Source organism: Bacillus sp. FJAT-27251, from assembly GCF_001273925.1.
Classification (GTDB): Bacteria; Bacillota; Bacilli; order Bacillales; family Cytobacillaceae; genus Mesobacillus_B.
The window spans coordinates 652,486-672,175 of the sequence record NZ_LIGG01000001.1; the positions used below are offsets into that span (position 1 = coordinate 652,486).

Consider the following 19,690-nt stretch of genomic DNA (forward strand, 5'->3'; position numbering starts at 1 on the left):
GCCTGGATGGTTTATTTCTGCCCGTAATAAGCGTTGGCACCGTGTTTCCTTAAATAATGCTTATCCAACAGAAACTGGTCGATTGGCTGAATGTCCGGATTCAGCTGGAACGTGTGCAAAGCCATTTTCGCCACTTCCTCCAGGACGACGGCATTGTGTACCGCCTGGTGCGCATCTTTTCCCCAGCAGAAGGGAGCATGGTTGGATACAAGCACTCCAGGCATAGAGACCGGGTCGGTTCCCCGCTTGTTAAACGTCTCAATAATGACATTGGCCGTTTCAAGTTCATAAGCTGTGTTGATTTCCTCACGCGTCAAGCACCGCGTGCAAGGAATCTCGTCATAAAAGTAGTCCGCATGAGTGGTCCCAAGCGCCGGGATTGGACGCCCCGCCTGGGCCCAGCTTGTCGCCCAGGGCGAATGCGTATGAACGATTCCCCCGATTGCCGGAAAAGCACGATAGAGGGCAAGATGTGTTGGGGTGTCAGAGGAAGGCCGCAATGAGCCTTCGACAATGTTTCCATCCAGGTCCAATACGACAAGATCCTCCGCTTTCAGCTTTTCATAAGGGACTCCGCTGGGCTTGATCACGACAAGGTTCTGTTCCCGGTCGATTCCGCTGACATTTCCCCAGGTAAAAGTGACCAAACCATGCTTCGGGAGATCCAGGTTCGCTTGCAGAACCTCCTGTTTTAACTGTTCCAGCATACTGTCTCCTCCTTCCTTGCACTTTCCGCCTTGATTTTCTTCAGCGTCTTCATGACGTTGTTTTCACCGCGGCCAAAGTATTCATAGAGAGTGGCATATTCCTTGAATAATCGATCATAGACTCCAGCATTTTCTCTCTTCGGCGTGTATGCATCTTCTTTCACTCTTCCCATGTCTTTTGCCGCTTGGGTGATGCTATCGTATCCTCCCCGGTCTTTGCCGGCTGCCACGGCACCAAACATGGCCGAACCTAGTGCAGGGGTTTGGGAAGAGGCTGAAATCTTAATCTCCATATTCAGCACATCAGAATAAATCTGCATCATCAGGGCGTTTTTCTCGGCAATTCCCCCAGCCGCATACACTTCCTCAACAGGCACGCCATTGCTTCGGAACGTCTCGACAATCATCCGGGTGCCATAGGCAGTCGCTTCAATTAAGGCACGATAGATTTCTTCCGGCTTCGTTAAAAGCGTGGCTCCCAAAAGGACTCCGGTCAGGTCGGCATCAACAAGCGTGGAGCGGTTGCCATTCCACCAGTCAAGCGCCAGGAGACCGCTTTCACCAACCTGAAGCTTAGCCGCTTTTTCCGTTAAAAGCTGATGGATATCGATGCCTCTCTCTTCTGCTTCTTGATGATAGCTTGCTGGAACGCAGTTTTGTGTGAACCATTCAAAATGGTCCCCCACACAGGACTGTCCAGCCTCATATCCCATATAGCCGGGAATCACGCCATCCTCGACCACTCCGCACATGCCAGGAACGATTTCCTCTTTTTCACCCAATAAAATATGGCAAGTGGAGGTGCCCATGATCATCAGCAGCTTTCCAGGCTCCGTGATGCCGACTGCAGGAACGGCAACATGTGCATCCACATTCGCCACCGCTACGGCTGTACCCGGGTTCAATCCTGTCAGCTTGGCCGCCTCCACTGTGATTTCCCCTGCTTTTGAGCCAATTGGAATGATCGGCCCGGATAGTTTTGCTTCCACGACATTTTCCAGCCGGGGATCCAAAGCCTTGAAAAACTCCTTGGGTGGATATCCTTCCTGCTTATGCCAAATCGCCTTGTACCCGGCCGTACAGCTATTGCGCTTCACTTCCCCGGTTAATTGGGAAATGACCCAATCCGTCGCCTCAAGGACCTGATCCGCAGCATCATAAATTTCAGGCGCTTCATTTAAAATCTGCCAGACCTTCGGAATCATCCACTCTGAAGAAATCTTGCCGCCATAGCGCTTCAGGAACTTTTCACCGCGCTCCTCGGCGATGGCATTTAATGCGTTGGCCTCTTCCTGTGCGGCGTGGTGCTTCCAAAGCTTTACATAGCTGTGAGGATGGCTGCTATACTCCGGTTTCAGGCATAATGGAGTTCCTGCTGCATCCACCGGCAGCACCGTACAAGCGGTAAAATCAATTCCCAATCCAATGACATCGTCAGGAGAAACTTGCGCTTTCGCCAATACTTCCGGAATCGTAATCTCTAACACTTCGAGATAATCGGAGGGATGCTGCAAGGCCCAGTCATGTTCAAGCCTTGTTTTTCCATCCGGCAAGTACTCATCCATCACCCCGTGGGCATAGTGCTTTACCGCTGTCGCCACTTCCCTGCCTGTACCGACCTCAACCAGGACCGCTCTTCCCGATTGCGTACCATAATCAATCCCTATTGAATATTTCGCCATTTTATTGCCCTGCCTTTCCCATGGAATAGTGCCTGCCTATTATGAACCATACCGTTCTTATACGTACATGATTTATTTTTAAGTATAAAAAATAACTTGTACGTATAACCTAATTTGATTTTAACACTTACTGGATTTATTTCAACACTTATATGAAGTTTTTGTAATCGTTTGCTTACCTTTTATTGGTGGGATTGACCACTCTGAGGAGCTCTTTTTTTCATGTTCCGAAAAAAACAGGGCATTGAGGTTGTACGTATAAAAGGGGCGCTGCTTTGCCATATAAGCTGAAATGGCAGCCAGCAAATATAAGGAAGGTTGCCAGTGGCGGAGAAAAAAAAGCCCCCTTTTGAGGGGGGGGATAACATAGGGCTTTCCTATTTTCCTGAGAAAGAGCTATTATCGATGTTTCAGAACTATAATGCTATTTCCATATAATTGCACATGTAATTTAACCTTCTTTAAGTTACCCCCTTCTGCTCCTTCCCGCCCGAAACTCTGCCCCGAAATAGACCACCGCGATAAGAAACAAAATATTCGACAGCATTAGAACAATCCCATTCCATTCTCCCTCAAACAAGGTCACATTAATTAGATTGATGGTATGCATCAAAATGATGATAATAAATAAAATCGTGCTAGTTTTCAATTCAAATCGGCCTCCCGTTCATCTTCTATACTCATCATTATAGCAATATTCCTGGTAAAACATGGGGCGGTCTTGTACCTTTCATAGAGCTCTCTTTGTTGATCTAGTGTGTCTGTGCATTACAAGTTTCATTTGGTGCATGCCCGGATGCTGCATGATAGCGGGGCATGCTGTTGTCACAACCTGGACACAGGTTTTTCAAATAGCGGAGATAATTGATGCAATCCCTGGAATAATCGATGCAATATTCCCCGTGATCAATGCAATCCCGGCAAAAATTGATGCTATCACCGGGATTGCCTACCAAAAACCAGCCTGTCCAAGGGTATCTCTCCTTGTTCAGGCTGGTTTTTTCCGTTTTTTCGCACACTCTTCCTCTTTTTCTCCGAAACTCAAGCAAAAAAAAGACTGCTTGATTCTAAAAACGATAGAATCAAACAGCCTTTCTTCCCGGAATGACGCACGAGAACCGTCCCCATGCTTCACCCCTGCCTTATTTGAAGCTTTCCGGGAATACGCTCAGGTCGATACCAAATACGATTGGCAGGTAGTAGTAGGCGAACAGGACGATTAAAATGGTTGAGAATACATTCAGCCAGAAGCCGGTACGGACCATTTCGATGATTTTAATTTTTCCTGTTCCGAATATGATGGCGTTCGGCGGCGTTCCGACTGGCAGCATGAACGCACAGTTTGCGGCAATGGCACAGGAAGCCATGATGGCAAACGGGTGAATGTTCAGGGCAACGGCCAGGGAGCCGAGAATTGGCATGATCATCGTCGCTGTTGCTGTATTGGAGGTGATTTCAGTCAATGCCATGATCAACAAGGTGGCACCAGCAATGATCAGCACCATATGAAGTCCATCCAGTACAGTCAGTTGTTCACCTAAATAGGCAGACAGTCCGGTCGATTGGAAAGCAGCCGCGATCGCGAGCCCGCCGCCAAACAGCAGCAGCACTCCCCAAGGGATATCCCTGGAGTCGGCCCATTCCAAAACGCGCGCACTCGCTCTTCCAGGAATAAGGAACAAGAGGATGGTAGCGACCATGGCAATCATCCCGTCGGAAATCCCCGAAAGCTCCATAATCATCGCTTCTTCGCCGCGCCAGAAAAAGTCCTTTGTGATCCACATGAAAGCAGCGAAAACAAACACGGCTGCGACGATTCCTTCTTCATAAGACATTTTCCCGAGCTTTTGGCGTTCCTTTTGGATAAGCTCCTTACCGCCAGGAAGCTGTTTAAAACCAACTTTAAAAGCAACTTTAACCAAATAAACCCAAGTCAAAAGAAGGACAATCAGCATGAGCGGCGCAGCAAACATCATCCAGGAAGCAAACGAAACTTCCGCTCCAAATAATTCCCTGACTTGTCCGGCAAAAATGATCGTTGGGGGCGTCCCGATCAGCGTAGCAAATCCGCCGATGGTTCCGGCGTACCCGACACCAAACAGCATCGATTTTTCAAACTTGGGCAGCTCGGCACGATCCTTGCCTTTCAGCGTTTCCGCCACTTGAGCGGTAATCGCCAGGGCCATTGGCACCATCATCATAACAGCGGCCGTATTCGATACCCACATCGACAAGAATCCGGTCGCCACCATGAATCCAAGCATGATGCGCTGTGTGCTCGATCCGATGACGGCAATGATGAAAAGCGCGATTCTTCGATGCAGATCCCATTTTTCCATCGCTGTGGCAATGAAGAATCCGCCTAAAAATAAGAAAATAATATCATTTCCGTAAGAAGAAACGACAGCGGAGCCTTCCATTGTGCCTGTTAAAGGAAATAAAATAATCGGCAGCAAGGATGTGACCGGAATCGGAATCGCCTCGGTGATCCACCAGGTCGCAACCCATAATGTAATCGCAAGAGCATACTTTCCTTCCAAAGCTAGATTATCCGGATGGAAGAATAAAAGAGTAAGAACAAATAAGAGCGGCCCTAATATCAATCCGATCAATTGTCCTCTTGTATAGGAGGGCTTGTCCTTTTTCGGCCTCATGTTAACGGTTTTTTCCGCTGGTCCATCATATTCCGCAGCCTCTTCTTTCAAGGCGCTGCTCCCTTTTTTGGCATAAGCAAACACATTGAGAGCATCCTTTGTTTTGCCGTGCTGCTGCCACATTTTATCCCAGGTGAGGGAAAAGCTCTGTTTCATTGTAACCACCCCTTTTTAAAAATTTGTGAACATTTTGTGAAAACGTTTACTTCATAATTTTTAAATATTGAGGCAATTACGTCCAGCTTATTTAACTAAATGAAACTAGCTTTTAAAAAATCGGAGGACTCCGGTGCAGCTTTATATTTTTGGAAAGGCCGTCCGGAAGTTTGGTAGATCAGCTCGGTCTGGATTAATTTTTCCCCTTCAAAGAATCGGATATATTTTCGAAGGGATACATGGGAAATACAGCACCTTTCCGAAAGCTCATTGGCTGTAAGCCAGTCATTCGCCTCAATCAAACAGGCAAGGACCCTTAGTGCCGTTTCCTTCGTAATCCCCTTTGGAAGCGTGTAGACCTGGTTTTGGCCGCCTTTATGCAGCAAGCGGTCCACCTCCTGCTGGGAAAAGGTTTGGTTGGTTTGAATCCTGTTGGCGCGGTACCGGTTCAGGGCCTCCTGGAAGCGCGCAAACGAGAAGGGTTTGATCAGATAATCGATGACTCCATAGCGGTGCCCCGTCTGGACGGTATGGGCATCATTGGCCGAAGTAATCAAAATGACATCGACATTCTTCCCTTCCGCCCGGATTTGCCTGAGCAAATCCAGCCCGCTCCTGTTGCCAATATAGACATCAAGCAGCAGCAGATCAGGCTGGTGCTGATGCACCTGTGTTAATCCGTCTTCAATCGTATGAGCCTCACAGACCAGTTCAAACCCGCCCACTTTGTTCAAAAACAAGCGATGAAACTTACACACATCCAAATCATCCTCCACCATCGCAACTTTTATCTGCGGGACAGGGGGACAGGTTCCTTGTCCCGGCATAGCGTCCTTAGTCATTTTGTGGGACAGAGGGACAGGTTCCTTGTCCCTGCTGCAGGCAGCCTTAGTCATGTTGTGTACTCCTTTCTGTATATGGGATATGTACGGTAATAATGGTGCCTCTCTCTTTTTCCGATAAAATGTCCAGCGTTCCGTTAAGAGGCTGAAGTTTCCTTTTAATGTTGGCCAGGCCGTAGCCATGATCGCCCTTTTTTGTGCTTTTAAAATTGTGTTCGTTTGCCGAAAAGCCCATTCCGTTATCTTCAATCACATACCGAAGGACACCCCCGGCCTGCTTAAGGGTGAGCGTCAGCTGCTTATCGTCCTTATGCTGCATCGCTTCCCACGCATTTTCAAACGTGTTTCCAATCACGGTCACCCAGACGTCGATGAGATTCGCATTCATGCTTGGCCAGGGAATCCCGCTCTGGAGATGGACTCTCACACCCATCTGTTCCATCCAGCTGATTTTTTTCGTTAAAAAGTGGGCGATGCTCACATCCTCGACAAGCTTGGCGACATCGCTGGCCGCACTCGCCGTTTTTAGATGGTAACGTTCGGACAGGTCTTCAATATAGTCCTGCAGTTCCAGATACGATTCTGTTTCGACCATCGCCTGGATGATGTGGAGCTTGTTCATGAATTCATGCGTCTCGCTTCTTAGGCTGCGCGCGTACACCTCTGCGCCGGCAAGCTGCCTCATCATCTCGTTCAGGTGGCTGCGTTCCTTAAACGTAGCCAGCGCCCCGACACACTGCTCGTTGACATACATCGGCACACATGTGACTACGGTTTCGACATCCCCTTTTTTTACGGCCTGATTGTAAAAAGCGGAGGTGGCCTGCAGTTTAAGCTCCGGCCAAATCTGCTGAACCGGCGTGGCTTCAAACTCGCCCTGGTAACCGGTCCGCCTCAGGAATTGCTTCGCTGTCTGATTGACCAGCAGCACCTCGCCCTGATTATTAATGGCCAAGATTCCGTCATCTACACTTTCAAGCATCGAATCCCGCTCCTGGATCGCCAGGGCAATTTCCTTCGGCTCCATTCCGTTCAACGTTTTTTTGATTCTATTGGCCAGTAGCCAGGCGCCAATCAGGCCAATGATCAAAGAGATGGCTGTGACCAGAATCAGGATCAATTGCTGATTGAACACCGCAGCCGCAATTTTATCGGTCGCAATCCCGACAGAAACAGCTCCGATTTGATTTCCTTCATCGTCCGAGACCGGATGGAAGGCGCGCATCGACCGGCCCAATGTCCCCACATTTTCCGAGACATACGTTTCTCCCGCAAACACACGGCCGGCATCTGTCCCGACAAACGTCCGCCCAATCCGCTCCGGCACAGGGTGAGTAAACCTGATTTTATTATTATCCATTACGACGATATAAAGAAGGTCACTTTCCGTCCTGATTTCCTCGACCACATCCATCAATGTCTGGCTGGGCTCCCCCGCCATCAGCGCATCCCGGACCAGCGGGTTATGAGCAAGGTGGCTCGCACTCATCCTAACCTGCTCAGCCAGGGATTCCTTTGTCTGGCTGGCCAGCTTAAACCCCATGAACAGACTCAGTGTCAAAAGCGACAGCAAAACAACCAGACTCGAAAACAGCATCACCTGCCCCTTAAGTGTCAACTTCCCCCAAAAACGTTTCATCCGCTGCACCTCCTTTTGCGGGACAGGGGACAAGAACACTCCTGCCGCTTCACTTCTTTCGCTTCTTTTTCTTTTTATTCTTGCTTGGAAGCTGATGGATTTTCTTGCGGGAAAGCCCGAACCGTTGCGGACCCATATATAGCTCAGCCAGAGGATATAGAGTTTCAAAATTTTCTGTTGAGATATCTGCATTCATTATTTCGCTTTCCATCTTAAAAAAATCTTCTTCAGGATTATCCCAAAACTCATCTGCCAGGTCTCTTGGAGGCACAAGAGATCTTTTCATGTCTGGTTCAGAGGCTATATCTAGTAGTTCAATCAAAGCTGAGGTTACATAGTCTCTTAACTCGTTGGGAGATAGCCTCGTATATTTTTTTGCAGTCAGTAGCATTCTGTGGAAAAAATGGGCAGCTTCTTCCGATTCTCCAGCTTCGGAAAGAATAAGGCCTAGCGTATACAATGATTCAGTTTGCATAGGATTCAGTTCAATCGAACGCTCAAACGCGCAAACAGCCAGGTCTGCCCGGTTCCCTTTATGGTACAGGTTGCCAAGCCTGTTCCAGATAAACTCATCCTCTTCCTTGTTTTTTAATTTTGCAAGGAGGTGCTCCTCTCGGTCAGTAGCATAACGATGCGAGCTGCCATCATAAAGCCTATACTCGCCAAAGGAACAACGATGATCCGGAATGCCTCCCTGATACATCATCAAGAAGCTTGTCGCTTTTAGCATAAAGTCGTTTGTGGTTTCCCAGTTGCCGGCAGAGTTGCAGAATGAGCATCTAAAATAGCCAGTTATTTGAATGAATTCTTCTATCTGCTCGGGTTTTTCTGGACCACCTTTGCCGACATTGAATGCCATCATGCCAATATCATATTCCCCAGACTTTCCGCAGCTTTTACAAACAAGCTCGGTAAAGTTAGACGCCAAGGGAGGTTTAATCTTATTGAGATTTTTAAAAATAACCTTTGCATACCTCCCAGGCAAATCTGAAAGAGACGGTTTAGGAGGAATAGCCGAAAGCTCCCTCTTAGTTAATACACTAATTAATAAAGGGTTCACGGTAAATCCTGTCATCTAATCTACTCCTTTCAAAAATAAAAGAAGGATCCATAATCTATTATCATATATTTTACTATACCATTCAGGGCCGTCCCCATGCCCTGCGAAAACAGGTAAATGGACTTTTGGTTTTTACAGGAAGTGGAAGTTGGCAAATAAATCAGGGATTTTGGAAAATAAACTGGTCTATTCGGAAAGTAAATGCATTGAAATGGAATGTAAATCACGGAATTTGGAATGTAAATCAGGAAAAATGGAAAATAAACGTCCCACAGCGAGTCCCCTGTTATAAAAATATTTAGAAAATACTATTGACATTTTGCTAATAGAATATAAAATTACCTTTATACCTTATCAAAGAAAATAAAATAAATTCGATCTCTTATCAAGAGTGGCAGAGGGACTGGCCCGATGACGCCCAGCAACCGTTCCGCATGGAATTGGTGCTAAATCCTGCAAAACAAGCAATTGTTTTGGAAGATAAGAGAGGAGTAGTCCCTACTATTGTGCGATGAAACCTCTCTTTTCTGGAGAGGTTTTTTATTTTTATCACTGTTGATAAGAAAGAATAGGGGGAGCAGAAAAATGAAGAAGAATCTAATCAAAACTACATTCACATCACTCATTGCCGCAACAGTTTTACTGACAGGCTGCGGTTCAGGCGGAGGAACGCAGGAAGCAGCAAAATCCAGCACACCAATCGAAGGAGTTCCTGAAGTTTTTGCCAACGGGGACCAGCCGAAAATCAAAGTCATCCGCAAGATTGGCGGAGATGACCATACAGCTCAATTCCTGGCGGGCGCCAAGCAGGAAGGCGAAGCTTTGGGCTTCAAGGTGGATGTGTTCACGGCAAATGGAGATACAGCGAAGTTCCATGATGCGATCAACCAGGCACTAAACCAGAATTATGACGGATTCATCATTTCCCACGGTGACGATGCAGCGACCGTCTCTGACGTCCAGAAAATCGCCGATGCCGGCAAAAGCGTTGTTGCCTTTGACTCGCATGCCGATTTGACCAATATTGACGGCGTTACGCTTGTCTCACAAGATGATGAAGCATTGGCGACTCTGGCACTGGACCAACTGGTAAAAGAAACAAATGGCGAAGCGAATATTGCCTACCTATGGGTAGACGGATTCCCGCCAATGGTTAGAAGAAACAAAGTGTACGAAGATGTTTTAGCGAAAAATCCTGGCATTAAAGAAGTCGAGCGCTTTGGTGTAGCCGCAGCTGATACGAGTGTCCAAACGCAAAACGCCGTGGCCGCGATGCTGAATAAATACCCTAAAGGGGAGCTGGACGCGATTTTTGCCACCTGGGATGCTTTTGCCATCGGTGCAGCACGTGCGCTGAAAGAAGCGGGCCGTGAAGAAGTGAAAATCTATGGAATCGACGTTTCCAATGCGGACCTGCAGGAAATGCAACGGGAAGGCAGCGCCTGGAAGTATACCGCAGCGGTTGACCCGAAAGTAATCGGTACCGTCAACATGAGATTACTCGCGAAGAAACTGGCAGACGAGGAAACGCCTCAAACCCATGACCTGGCCGCTTCCCTCATCTCCCAGGAAGATCTTCAAAAATCAAACGACCCTGTGAACATGGTCAACCTGGCTGACATCATTGAAGGCTGGGGCCAATCCGATGAATTTGAAGAAGACTGGATGAAGACGTTAAAAGAACATTATAAAAAGTAACTAAGGGCGGCACTCTCTTTTCCACAAGATAAAGAGAGTGTCTTCTTTGAAAGGATGGTGACACATCATGACCACATTGGAGATGAAGAATATTTCGATCGAATTTCCGGGTGTAAAAGCATTGAATGGAGTGGATTTTACGGTTGAAAGCGGGAAAACTCATGCCCTGATTGGAGCCAATGGCGCTGGGAAATCCACGCTGATGAAAATTCTTTCCGGGGCTTATGACCACTATAAAGGCGAAATCTCGATGGATGGCGAGACCCTCTCCATCACTTCGCCTAAAAGTGCCATGGATGCTGGAATTCAGATTGTTTATCAGGAAGTGGATACCGCACTGATCCCCTCTTTAACGGTGGCGGAAAATATCATGCTGATGGACACCGTCCACAACATGGGGAAAAAGCAATGGATCAACTGGAAAAGCCTGCATTCAAAAGCGGCTGCCATCCTGGCGGAAATGAATTTGAACCTTCATCCTAAAAAACTGGTAAGTGAGCTAACATTGGCACAAAAGCAAATGGTCCTGATCGCCAGAGCGGTTTCGAAAGAATGCAAGTTCCTCATCCTCGATGAGCCGACCGCCCCTCTTAGCCATACAGAAACAAACGAATTATTTCGCATTGTAGAAGAATTAAAGAATCGCAGCGTTGGGGTTATTTTCATCTCCCACCGGCTGCCCGAAATTTTTGAGATTTGTGATGAAATTACGATTATGAGAAGCGGTGAAGTGGTCGAGAGGCAGAGAATCGCCGAGACMAACCAAACCAAAGTGGTGGAGCACATGCTGGGCCAAAAACTTGGCGAGCAGTTCCCCGAAAGACCGATGACCATTGGACATACAGTCCTTGAGGTAAAAGGACTTACAGATAGAGACAAGATTAAAGATTTTACGATGGAAGTCAAAGCAGGCGAAATTGTCGGCATCGCCGGGCTGGTCGGCGCCGGCAAGACCGAGTTCTGCAAGGCCCTGTTCGGAGCGGAAGGCAAGCTGGCCGCAGGCGAAGTCAAGGTGAACGGCAAAGTAGTCAGCGTCCGAAATCCGCACCAAGCGGTGAAAAATGGCTTTGCCCTCGTCCCTGAAGAGCGCCGTAAAGAAGGCATCCTTGTCCAGGAATCGGTTGAATCCAACTTGACGGCCGTGAACCTGGGCCATTTTGCAAAACGCTTCAGTTTCCTTGACCGGAAAAAGGAAAAGTCGGCGGCAAAAGAATGGATCCGCAACCTTGGAATCAAGACACCGTCGGAAGAAACAAAGGTGCAAAACCTCTCCGGAGGCAATCAGCAGAAGGTGGCCATCGGAAAGTGGCTGATCTCCGAGGCGGACGTCTATATTTTTGATGAGCCGACCAAGGGTGTCGACGTCGGCGCCAAAAAGGACATTTTCAACCTGATTGCGGAGCTGGCAAGCCGCGGAAAGGCGATTATTTATGCCTCCTCCGAGCTCTCCGAAATCATGGGAATCACCCACCGGGTTTACGTGCTTTACGATGGCAAGTCCGTGAAGGAACTCGAAACCCGCACAACAAATGAAGAAGAACTATTATTCTACTCAACAGGGGGCAGGTAAAATGGAGGCAAACATATCATCGAAGAAACAGACCCCGGCAAAAGCGTCCTTTGACCTTTTTCAATTTTTATATAAATATGGAACGATCATTACCATCTTTGTGCTGATTGCCATCTTTTCATGGGCCAATCCGAACTTTATCCAGGGAAATAATATCGTCAACATCCTGCGTTCGATTTCCATTGTCACGATTATTGCCATTGGAATCACCATCTCGTTAACGGTTAATGGTTTCGACCTTTCCGTTGGCTCGGTGGCCTCGCTGTCGAACGCGATCGTGATTTCGATGTTCGTCTGGTTTTCGCAAAACACCCTTGTGGCGATTATCTCGGCGATTGCCGCCGCGCTGATTGTTGGGATTTTAAACTCCATCATGATTGTAAAAATGCGGATTCCCGATATGCTGATGACGCTCGCGACGATGTTCATCATCCAGGGAATGGCCCTGACCTATACGAAGGGTGCGACCGTATCGGAAAACATGGTGATGAGTGACGGGACGATGGCAGAAGGCGCGATCAGCCCGTTTTTTGCGAAAATCGGCCAGGTGCCGTGGATCATCCTGATCATGGTCGTCGTGGTGGTCGTGGTTCATATCTTTTTAACGTATACGAAGCACGGAAGATACATGTATGTAATCGGCGGAAACAAGGAAGCCGCACGGCTGTCGGGAATTCCGGTTAACAAGTACAAGGTGGCCGCCTACCTGCTTTCCGCCCTGTTCGCCGCGATCGGCGGGATTGTCCTCGCCTCACGCGTGATGACCGCCGAAATCAACTCCGGTGCGCCTTACCTGATGGATTCCGTCGCCGCTGCCTTCATCGGCTTTTCGGTACTCGGTGCAGGCAAGCCGAATGCTTTCGGAACCTTTGTAGGTGCGGTGCTGATTGGGATTTTAGCAAACGGCCTCGTCATGATGTCCGTACCCTACTACGCCATGGACATCGTCAAAGGCACCGTCCTCGCATTTGCATTGGCTATCACGTATTATAAGCAAAAATAGATCAAGGGGACGGTTCTCGTGCATCAGTGATGCACGAGAACCGTCCCCTTGTCTCATTCATTTTGCACGTGATTGTAGTGCTGCAAAGTTAAGCGCTGCATTTCTTTGCTGGCTCTGGGGATGAATTCCTCGCTGGAATGCTGTATGAGATGGTCATACATCATTTGCAGGCTGACATCCTGGTAGGACATTTGAAGGTGAATATTTTTGACATTAGCATCTTCCATCAATAATGCTGAATTAAAATTATTGCTCCCCATAAGCTTGGCGGTTGACCTTGAATCAAGGGCAATCTTCTTTTCGTACTCATTGAGCCTGCCAAAGTTCATGTTCCAGTTTATGGATCCCATTTCTTGCAATTGCACCGGATGGGTACGTTCCGGATCAATAAGAGCAAGCATCGTCCTAACATGATCCCTTAATACGGTAATATGCAGCTCTAATATCTTTTTTAACACCGGGTTCTGCACGGAAGAATAATACATTTTCAATCTATGGATGACACCTTCATGGGTACCCAAATGTTCCGCCATGATTCCGAGGTCTGCCGCGGGCAAATTCATCTTGCATCCCCTCCTCTCCTCCTTTGTCAGGATATTCACCCTGCTGGAGGGAGGTACATTGTCTAGTGATGCATGGGGACGGTTCTCGTGCATCATAAACCAGCCGGTTGCCACACTTTAGACACAGGTTTTTCAAATAAACCAAATAATTGATGCAATAACGGCTTGATACTGATGCAATCCCCCTGATTATTGATGCAATCCTCGCTAAATTTGAAGCAATTCTCATAAAAAGAGCCTGCGTTTTTTCTGTACTCCAAAATATAAATTGCCCACAAAAAACACTTGTTGTCTATTTGACAATCAAGTGTTTTGTAGTTTGAAGCTGCATAATGTGATTCATGGCTGATGCTTCTTTTTATTCTTCAGTATCCTCAAATAAGTTATCCAAAAATTCATCAATATCATTTGCTAAAAAATACATATTACTCATATCATCAGGATCCTCCGGTTCTTGCTCATGACCCCAAAAGTATATCTTTTCATAATAAGGATCCTTTGTCCCTAAACATATAACATTTCCTGATGGGTCATCCCCAATTGGAAGAAATCCTAATGGCAGCCTTTCATCCATTATATCTATAAAATCTGTCAAATTATCATACATATCGCCAATACCATAAAAAACATTCAAAACACTTGGTCCTTGCTCATCAGATATCATAAATAAATTAGGTCTAACTTTTCCGCCATTCCATTTAAGTAAAAAACTCCTGTATCGTTCTGTTAGCTTAATATTATTTTCAAGTTCGAATCTTTCTATCTGTTCTATCGAAAGATTATCATGTGAACCAAAAATTTCCGCCATATATTCCTCCTAATTATTTTCTTTTATGATACTAAGAAGCAAGGGGACGGTTCTGCTGCCTCACTGGCCGGTGCCAATGAGGCACGAGAACCGTCCCCTTGTCTCATGCGATAAAACGCTTTTTAAATACTTTGGTTAGCAGCACATTGAAAATGCCGCAGATGAAGGACAGGATGATAAGGGCTGGGCCTGTTCCGAGCGAAAAGCCTTCCTGATCGATATCTGCATAGATCAACTCGATGCCCATCAGCTTAAAATCAAATGAATTCCATCCAAACATATAGCCCAGTGAAGAATACAGCAATGTTCCTAAAAATAGTAACAGGAAGACCATCAAAAAACCTGAAAAAAACAAATAGAATACTGAGGTTTTCTTCAATATCTTTACATCCTTTCTTCAGTGAATTTGGGTCTGTCGTTCTTAGAACATACCGAACAAAAAAATTACCTCTCCGCTCGAAACAAATGCGAAGCAGCAGAACTCTCCATGCTTCCACTCACAGTTTGCGGACCCTTTTTCCTTGCTGGATCATTAGCGAGATTTCGGTGGCCTGCCCACTATCAAACGGTTCCTTCATTTGGGCTCTTTTTATTTCCGTCTGGATTTTAATGACCTTTTCCCCTTTCGCGGGAAGGCTTACGTAATAAGGAGCATTATGATTCAGCAAGGAAATCATCGGTATTTCGTCTTCAAATCTATATCTCTCGTAAAAATTGATGCTGAACTCTACATGTTCCCTGCTATGGTTCTTAAAAGGCAGTTCACATTCTGCACGGAGAGCAGAGGCGCTGATGGTTTCAAAGGTACATTCACTGCGATAGCGGTCATAGGCAACAGCATAGATTCCCGTAGCGATTGTTTTTTGAAAAAGAACAATCATTAAAGATGGAGCAATTGCAGTGAATAGAAAAGCAGTCAAGACCGCCCTGCCTTGATACTTGTTTAAAGACCGGGAAAGGAGAACCAAGCCGGATACTAGCATAACAAGCGAAATTACTCCGGGGAGATGCCATCCATCCTCCGTGGTAATGGTGATATTGTTCACCGAGAATAAGGACTCACTGTATGGATATATATGCGGAAAAGGGAAACTAAAGCCGATTGACAGCATGAGGAGAAGGATACCGGTGTAAAAAGATTTTTTACTTTTGACCATAGACGCCTCCTTCCTAATCAACAATGCTCTTTATAGGCGATCCTTTCCAAATCAATCCATTTCCAGTTTACCGGTAATTCATTATAAATTCTATAGGCCAAAACGTGTTTTAATGTAATTTTCAGAACTATAACAATTTATTTACATGGGGTTAAGGTAAAGACCGTTGATGATGTTCCTGCATATAAAAATAAACGGAAAAATTCCGCTTAACTTGGGAAATACCAGCATTTCCCGCGATTTAAGGGGAGTTTTTCCGCTTATGTGTATCAAAATACTTAAACTTAGCCTTAAATAGAGTGGTTAAGGGAAATTTCTCCGTTTATTTTCGCTTTTTAAGCCCTATTTTTTGCCTTAACCGGAATTTCTCCGCCTATGTTCCCTTCCAACCTTCGCACACCGATCATAACTTCATTCATTACGCCTGGTATAAAGAATGCAGCCCCTGGGCAATCTCAAGAAGTTCTTCCTTCCCCAGCAAATCCTGAACATACTCCCCGGGCAGCTGGTCAAACCCGCACTCAAGTCCGGCCAGTCCGCCGGCAATTGCCGCGATAGTGTCTGAATCCCCGCCTTCATTGGCGGCACCGATGACCACATCCAAATAGGAGTCGGAGTGAAGCAGCCAGTAAAGCACCCAGTGCATCGTATGGACCACAAACCCATCGGGTGGGCAATCCGGCTGTCCGCCAGTGGGGCTTAATTCATAGCGGGTTTCCTTAATTTCCTCTTTTATAGCGTCTTTCAAAAGTTGGCCGCCTAAAACCCTGAAGGCAATCCAGTTATACAGCACACAGGCCTCATCAGCCAAGGAATCATAATGGGTCATTTGGGATTGCTGCCTGGTAATGTCGAGCATCTGGTCAAGATCCCGGTATGCCAGCGCAACGGGCAGGCAGCGCATCAAGGTGCCATTCCCAGCCGACTTTCCACCAAGCCAGTCATAATGGGCTCGTTTAGCTGTCCCTAACCAATCGCCATCAAAATTGGCCAAAACAGTTGAAATGATGATCCCCACATCCTTCGGGCGCGAGTCATACCATTTTAAAAATTCATCCCCAATGGGTTCGACAGGCTCCTTCCTATCCCTGATGATTCCTTTTACAACCGCCAGGGTCATGGCCGTGTCATCCGTGATTTCCCCTTTTTCAAGGTCGAGCCACCCGCCGCCCATCATCCCGGTCACTTTCCCATACTGCTCTTCAATCTCCCCTTTTGTCATAAACTCCGTCGTGGCCCCCAAGGCATCACCAATGGCAAAGCCGAACAAAGCACCCTTAATCTTATTAAGCATATGATCACCTCTCTGGAAATTGATCATGGGAACGGTTTTGCTGCTTCACCAGCCCCCACTCGTTTTGATGCACGAGAACCGTCCCTGTGCTTCATTATGCTTTTTTCGTCTTTTCCAAGTTTACGATCTTCTCTTGGTGCACATAACTTTTACTGACGGTTTCAACGATCAATTCATTCTTTAACCCTTTATAGGTTGAATAACACATGACGAGCATTAAAACGGCTAATGGTATGGACGTGGCAACTAATGCAGATTGTAAGCCTGATAAGCCTCCAGTCATAATTAGTACACCGGAGACGGCACCAACGACAATGCCCCATATTACTTTCGTTGAGTGGGAAGGATTTGGATTCCCATTTTCACTGATCATGCCCAGTACAAAAACAGCTGAATTGGCAGAAGTAATAAAGAAAACGAGAACTAATACCATGGCTAAAATACTTAGCAGCACACTCATTGGGAAATAGTCAAAGAACTTGAACAATGCAGAGGTAACATCAGTGGAAACCGCCGCAGCGATAGCTGTTTCGCCGCTGTTTTGAATAAGATCTATAGCTGAACCTCCCATGACGGCAAACCAGAAGAACGCCCCTAGAACAGGGATAAAAATAGCCCCTATCATAAACTCTTTTATGGTTCTCCCTTTCGATATTCTGGCTACGAAGCTGCCTACAAGTGGTGCCCATGCAATCCACCATCCAAAGTAAAACAGCGTCCAGCTGGCGATCCAGGATCCTTCCCTGTATGGTTCCGTCCTAAATGACATTCCAATAAAATTTTGAGCGTAATCTCCTATCCCTTGAATAAAGATTTTTAAAATGGACTGCGTTGGCCCAAGAAGCAATACGAACCCTATTAAGGCAAAGGCCATTAGCATATTAAGGTTGGATAAATGCTTCATCGCCCCCTGGAGTCCTGAAATGGTTGAACCAATATAAATCAGGCTGACAATAAGAATAATTCCTGCCTGGGTATAAAAATTCACCGGAACCCCCCATAGATAATTCATGCCGCTATTCACTTGCAAAGTTCCAAACCCAAGAGAAGTTGCTATCCCAATTACTATGGATAAAATAACCAAAACATCAATCATTTTGCCGAAAGGACCTCTAACCTTTTCACCGATTAAGGGATAAAAGACGGAACTAAGAGAGGCTGGGAGTTTTTTGCGAAACTGGAAAAAGGCCAAAGAGACACCAACAACCGCATAACACGCCCAAGCAGAGACTCCCCAATGCAGATAAACGAATTGCATCGCAAGTTTTGCCGATTCTTCCGAGGAGCCTGTTCCAAAAGGGGGGTCAATATAATAGGAAACGGGTTCTGCAACACCCCAAAATACGAGACTGATGCCAATGGAAGCACTAAATAACATTCCAATCCAGGTAGCTGTTTTATATTCAGGCCGGTCGCCGTCATCACCAAGCCTGATATGCCCAAACTTTGAAAGTCCAATATACATGCAAAAGGCGAAGAAGAAAAATACACTCGTAAGAATGAACCAGCCGAGATTATTATAGATGAATTCAAGGGAATTGTTTGAGAAGCTTTCCATTTGTTTTGGCGCAAATACGCCAACGCTGATCAAAGCCAAACTGATGGCTAAGGAGGAAAAAAAGACAACTCTCTTGCCGTTCATATCAACACCCCTTAAATAGTCAATTTTTAAACACCCGCTTGTAAGCGGTTTCGTTTTTTTAGAATAGTATATCATAGGAAGAATCAGAGATTCTCCCTATGATATCAAATGGCTTTTTACACTTTTACCCTTCCTGATGCAATACGGGAATCCATTATTTCTACTATTCTTCCTGCTACTTCCTGGGTGGAAGCAGTTCCACCCATATCCGGTGTCAAAACCTCGCCCTTAATCAGCAGCTCTTCGATTGCCTCAAGCACCTGTTTTCCGTAAGATTCATAGCCGAAGAAATCGAGCATTTGACTGGCTGACCATATGGCCGCAAGCGGATTCGCGATTCCCTTGCCTGCGATATCAGGGGCAGAGCCGTGTATGGGCTCGAACATCGATGGATAGTTCCGTTCGGGATTGATATTTGCCCCGGCTGCAAGCCCAATTCCGCCGGCGATCGCAGCGCCCAAGTCTGTTAAGATATCTCCAAACAAGTTCGAGGTTACCACCACTTCAAACCTTTTTGGGTCCTTGATCATCAGCATGGCGGCCGCATCGACAAGATAAGAGGCCGTTTCGACTTCCGGGTATTCGGCACTGACCTCCTCAAAGATCTGGTCCCAAAAAACCATGGAATAATTTAATGCATTCGCTTTTGATATGCTTGTCAGGGACCTTTTCTCTTTTTTAGCGGTTTCAAATGCATACCGTATAATCCTTTCCGTTCCTTTGCGCGAGAACACACTGTTTTGCATGACAACCTCGTTTTCCCGCCCTCTAAACAGCCAATCACCAGCGCCAGAGTATTCTCCCTCACTATTTTCCCTGATAAATAGCATATCGATGTCCTGGCGTTTTACATCCACTAAAGATGTTTTCGCCCCTTTAAGCAATTTTACAGGCCGGATGTTTACATATTGATCAAAATCTTTCCGTATTCTCAGCAGCAGATCCCATAAGGAAATATGGTCAGGGACGCCGGGAAACCCGACTGCCCCCAAATAAATCGCATCAAACTCTTTTAACTGGTCGATGCCATTCTCATCCATCATTTTCCCGTGTTTCGTATAGAACTCACAGCCCCAGGGAAAATAGGTGAAATCGAACTGGAAGGTGGAATCAAGTGCTGCTGCTTTTTTTAGCACATCAATCCCCGCATCAACGACCTCAGGGCCAATTCCATCTCCTGCAATAACAGCAATCTTATACGTTTTCACAGTAATC

At 46.4% G+C, this 19,690-nt stretch carries 17 protein-coding genes and 1 riboswitch; of the genes, 3 read left to right on the forward strand and 14 right to left on the reverse strand.

Going from position 1 to position 19,690, the window contains the following annotated elements:
• Positions 1-11: 11 nt before the first annotated feature.
• From araD to ADU22_RS03175, 7 genes are all read right to left on the reverse strand, one after another.
• Complete coding sequence (araD, locus tag ADU22_RS03145) at positions 12-707, reverse strand: L-ribulose-5-phosphate 4-epimerase (RefSeq protein ID WP_053360868.1); 696 nt, start codon at positions 705-707, stop codon at positions 12-14.
• Entirely contained in the window at positions 692-2,389 is a 1,698-nt protein-coding gene (gene araB / locus ADU22_RS03150; protein WP_053360869.1) for a ribulokinase, read from the reverse strand. The genes araD and araB overlap by 16 nt, the downstream gene beginning before the upstream one ends.
• A gap of 466 nt (positions 2,390-2,855) precedes the next feature.
• Positions 2,856-3,038, reverse strand: coding sequence for a hypothetical protein (locus ADU22_RS03155; RefSeq protein WP_053360870.1), 183 nt, complete (start codon positions 3,036-3,038; stop codon positions 2,856-2,858).
• Positions 3,039-3,531: 493 nt separating this feature from the next.
• Positions 3,532-5,199: an SLC13 family permease gene (locus ADU22_RS03160; RefSeq protein WP_053360871.1), complete on the reverse strand. Its 1,668-nt coding sequence runs from the start codon at positions 5,197-5,199 to the stop codon at positions 3,532-3,534.
• Between the two features lie 95 nt (positions 5,200-5,294).
• Positions 5,295-6,095: a response regulator gene (locus ADU22_RS03165; protein ID WP_231687836.1), complete on the reverse strand. Its 801-nt coding sequence runs from the start codon at positions 6,093-6,095 to the stop codon at positions 5,295-5,297.
• Positions 6,088-7,680, reverse strand: coding sequence for an ATP-binding protein (locus ADU22_RS03170; RefSeq protein ID WP_053360872.1), 1,593 nt, complete (start codon positions 7,678-7,680; stop codon positions 6,088-6,090). The genes ADU22_RS03165 and ADU22_RS03170 overlap by 8 nt, the downstream gene beginning before the upstream one ends.
• A gap of 49 nt (positions 7,681-7,729) precedes the next feature.
• Positions 7,730-8,755 carry a tetratricopeptide repeat protein gene (locus tag ADU22_RS03175; RefSeq protein WP_053360873.1) on the reverse strand — a complete coding sequence of 342 codons (1,026 nt, stop codon included), beginning with the start codon at positions 8,753-8,755 and terminating at the stop codon, positions 7,730-7,732.
• A 364-nt stretch (positions 8,756-9,119) separates the two neighbouring features.
• Positions 9,120-9,227: riboswitch (SAM riboswitch) on the forward strand.
• Positions 9,228-9,325: 98 nt separating this feature from the next.
• On the opposite strand from ADU22_RS03175, the gene ADU22_RS03180 reads away from it, so the two are divergent.
• The 3 genes from ADU22_RS03180 (at position 9,326) to ADU22_RS03190 (ending at position 13,011) form a co-directional block, all read left to right on the forward strand.
• The gene (locus ADU22_RS03180; RefSeq protein ID WP_053360874.1) at positions 9,326-10,438 is read left to right on the forward strand and encodes a sugar ABC transporter substrate-binding protein; all 1,113 of its coding nucleotides are present in this window, start codon (positions 9,326-9,328) and stop codon (positions 10,436-10,438) included.
• 67 nt (positions 10,439-10,505) lie between these two features.
• Positions 10,506-12,008 carry a sugar ABC transporter ATP-binding protein gene (locus ADU22_RS03185; protein ID WP_231687837.1) on the forward strand — a complete coding sequence of 501 codons (1,503 nt, stop codon included), beginning with the start codon at positions 10,506-10,508 and terminating at the stop codon, positions 12,006-12,008.
• Position 12,009: 1 nt separating this feature from the next.
• On the forward strand, positions 12,010-13,011 hold the full coding sequence (locus ADU22_RS03190; RefSeq protein ID WP_053360875.1) for an ABC transporter permease: 1,002 nt from the start codon (positions 12,010-12,012) through the stop codon (positions 13,009-13,011).
• A gap of 53 nt (positions 13,012-13,064) precedes the next feature.
• Here the strand turns inward: ADU22_RS03190 and ADU22_RS03195 are convergent, their stop codons facing one another.
• The 7 genes from ADU22_RS03195 to ADU22_RS03225 form a co-directional block, all read right to left on the reverse strand.
• Entirely contained in the window at positions 13,065-13,574 is a 510-nt protein-coding gene (locus ADU22_RS03195) for a hypothetical protein (RefSeq protein WP_053360876.1), read from the reverse strand.
• 358 nt (positions 13,575-13,932) lie between these two features.
• Positions 13,933-14,382, reverse strand: a complete 450-nt coding sequence (locus tag ADU22_RS03200; RefSeq protein ID WP_053360877.1) for an SMI1/KNR4 family protein — start codon at positions 14,380-14,382, stop codon at positions 13,933-13,935.
• Positions 14,383-14,485: 103 nt separating this feature from the next.
• Positions 14,486-14,761: a hypothetical protein gene (locus tag ADU22_RS03205; RefSeq protein ID WP_053360878.1), complete on the reverse strand. Its 276-nt coding sequence runs from the start codon at positions 14,759-14,761 to the stop codon at positions 14,486-14,488.
• 118 nt (positions 14,762-14,879) lie between these two features.
• Complete coding sequence (locus ADU22_RS03210) at positions 14,880-15,539, reverse strand: hypothetical protein (protein ID WP_053360879.1); 660 nt, start codon at positions 15,537-15,539, stop codon at positions 14,880-14,882.
• 418 nt (positions 15,540-15,957) lie between these two features.
• On the reverse strand, positions 15,958-16,833 hold the full coding sequence (locus ADU22_RS03215; protein WP_053360880.1) for an ADP-ribosylglycohydrolase family protein: 876 nt from the start codon (positions 16,831-16,833) through the stop codon (positions 15,958-15,960).
• Positions 16,834-16,927: 94 nt separating this feature from the next.
• On the reverse strand, positions 16,928-18,475 hold the full coding sequence (locus ADU22_RS03220; RefSeq protein ID WP_053360881.1) for a BCCT family transporter: 1,548 nt from the start codon (positions 18,473-18,475) through the stop codon (positions 16,928-16,930).
• 116 nt (positions 18,476-18,591) lie between these two features.
• The gene (locus ADU22_RS03225) at positions 18,592-19,683 is read right to left on the reverse strand and encodes a tartrate dehydrogenase (RefSeq protein ID WP_053360882.1); all 1,092 of its coding nucleotides are present in this window, start codon (positions 19,681-19,683) and stop codon (positions 18,592-18,594) included.
• Between the last annotated feature and the right edge of the window lie 7 nt (positions 19,684-19,690).

Coding starts and splice junctions, on each gene's coding strand:
- araD (WP_053360868.1), bottom strand. CDS start 707: ATGCTGGAACAGTTAAAACAGGAGGTTCTGCAAGCGAACCTGGATCTC.
- araB (WP_053360869.1), bottom strand. CDS start 2,389: ATGGCGAAATATTCAATAGGGATTGATTATGGTACGCAATCGGGAAGA.
- ADU22_RS03160 (WP_053360871.1), bottom strand. CDS start 5,199: ATGAAACAGAGCTTTTCCCTCACCTGGGATAAAATGTGGCAGCAGCAC.
- ADU22_RS03165 (WP_231687836.1), bottom strand. CDS start 6,095: ATGACTAAGGCTGCCTGCAGCAGGGACAAGGAACCTGTCCCTCTGTCC.
- ADU22_RS03170 (WP_053360872.1), bottom strand. CDS start 7,680: ATGAAACGTTTTTGGGGGAAGTTGACACTTAAGGGGCAGGTGATGCTG.
- ADU22_RS03175 (WP_053360873.1), bottom strand. CDS start 8,755: ATGACAGGATTTACCGTGAACCCTTTATTAATTAGTGTATTAACTAAG.
- ADU22_RS03180 (WP_053360874.1), top strand. CDS start 9,326: ATGAAGAAGAATCTAATCAAAACTACATTCACATCACTCATTGCCGCA.
- ADU22_RS03190 (WP_053360875.1), top strand. CDS start 12,010: ATGGAGGCAAACATATCATCGAAGAAACAGACCCCGGCAAAAGCGTCC.
- ADU22_RS03195 (WP_053360876.1), bottom strand. CDS start 13,574: ATGAATTTGCCCGCGGCAGACCTCGGAATCATGGCGGAACATTTGGGT.
- ADU22_RS03200 (WP_053360877.1), bottom strand. CDS start 14,382: ATGGCGGAAATTTTTGGTTCACATGATAATCTTTCGATAGAACAGATA.
- ADU22_RS03210 (WP_053360879.1), bottom strand. CDS start 15,539: ATGGTCAAAAGTAAAAAATCTTTTTACACCGGTATCCTTCTCCTCATG.
- ADU22_RS03215 (WP_053360880.1), bottom strand. CDS start 16,833: ATGCTTAATAAGATTAAGGGTGCTTTGTTCGGCTTTGCCATTGGTGAT.
- ADU22_RS03220 (WP_053360881.1), bottom strand. CDS start 18,475: ATGAACGGCAAGAGAGTTGTCTTTTTTTCCTCCTTAGCCATCAGTTTG.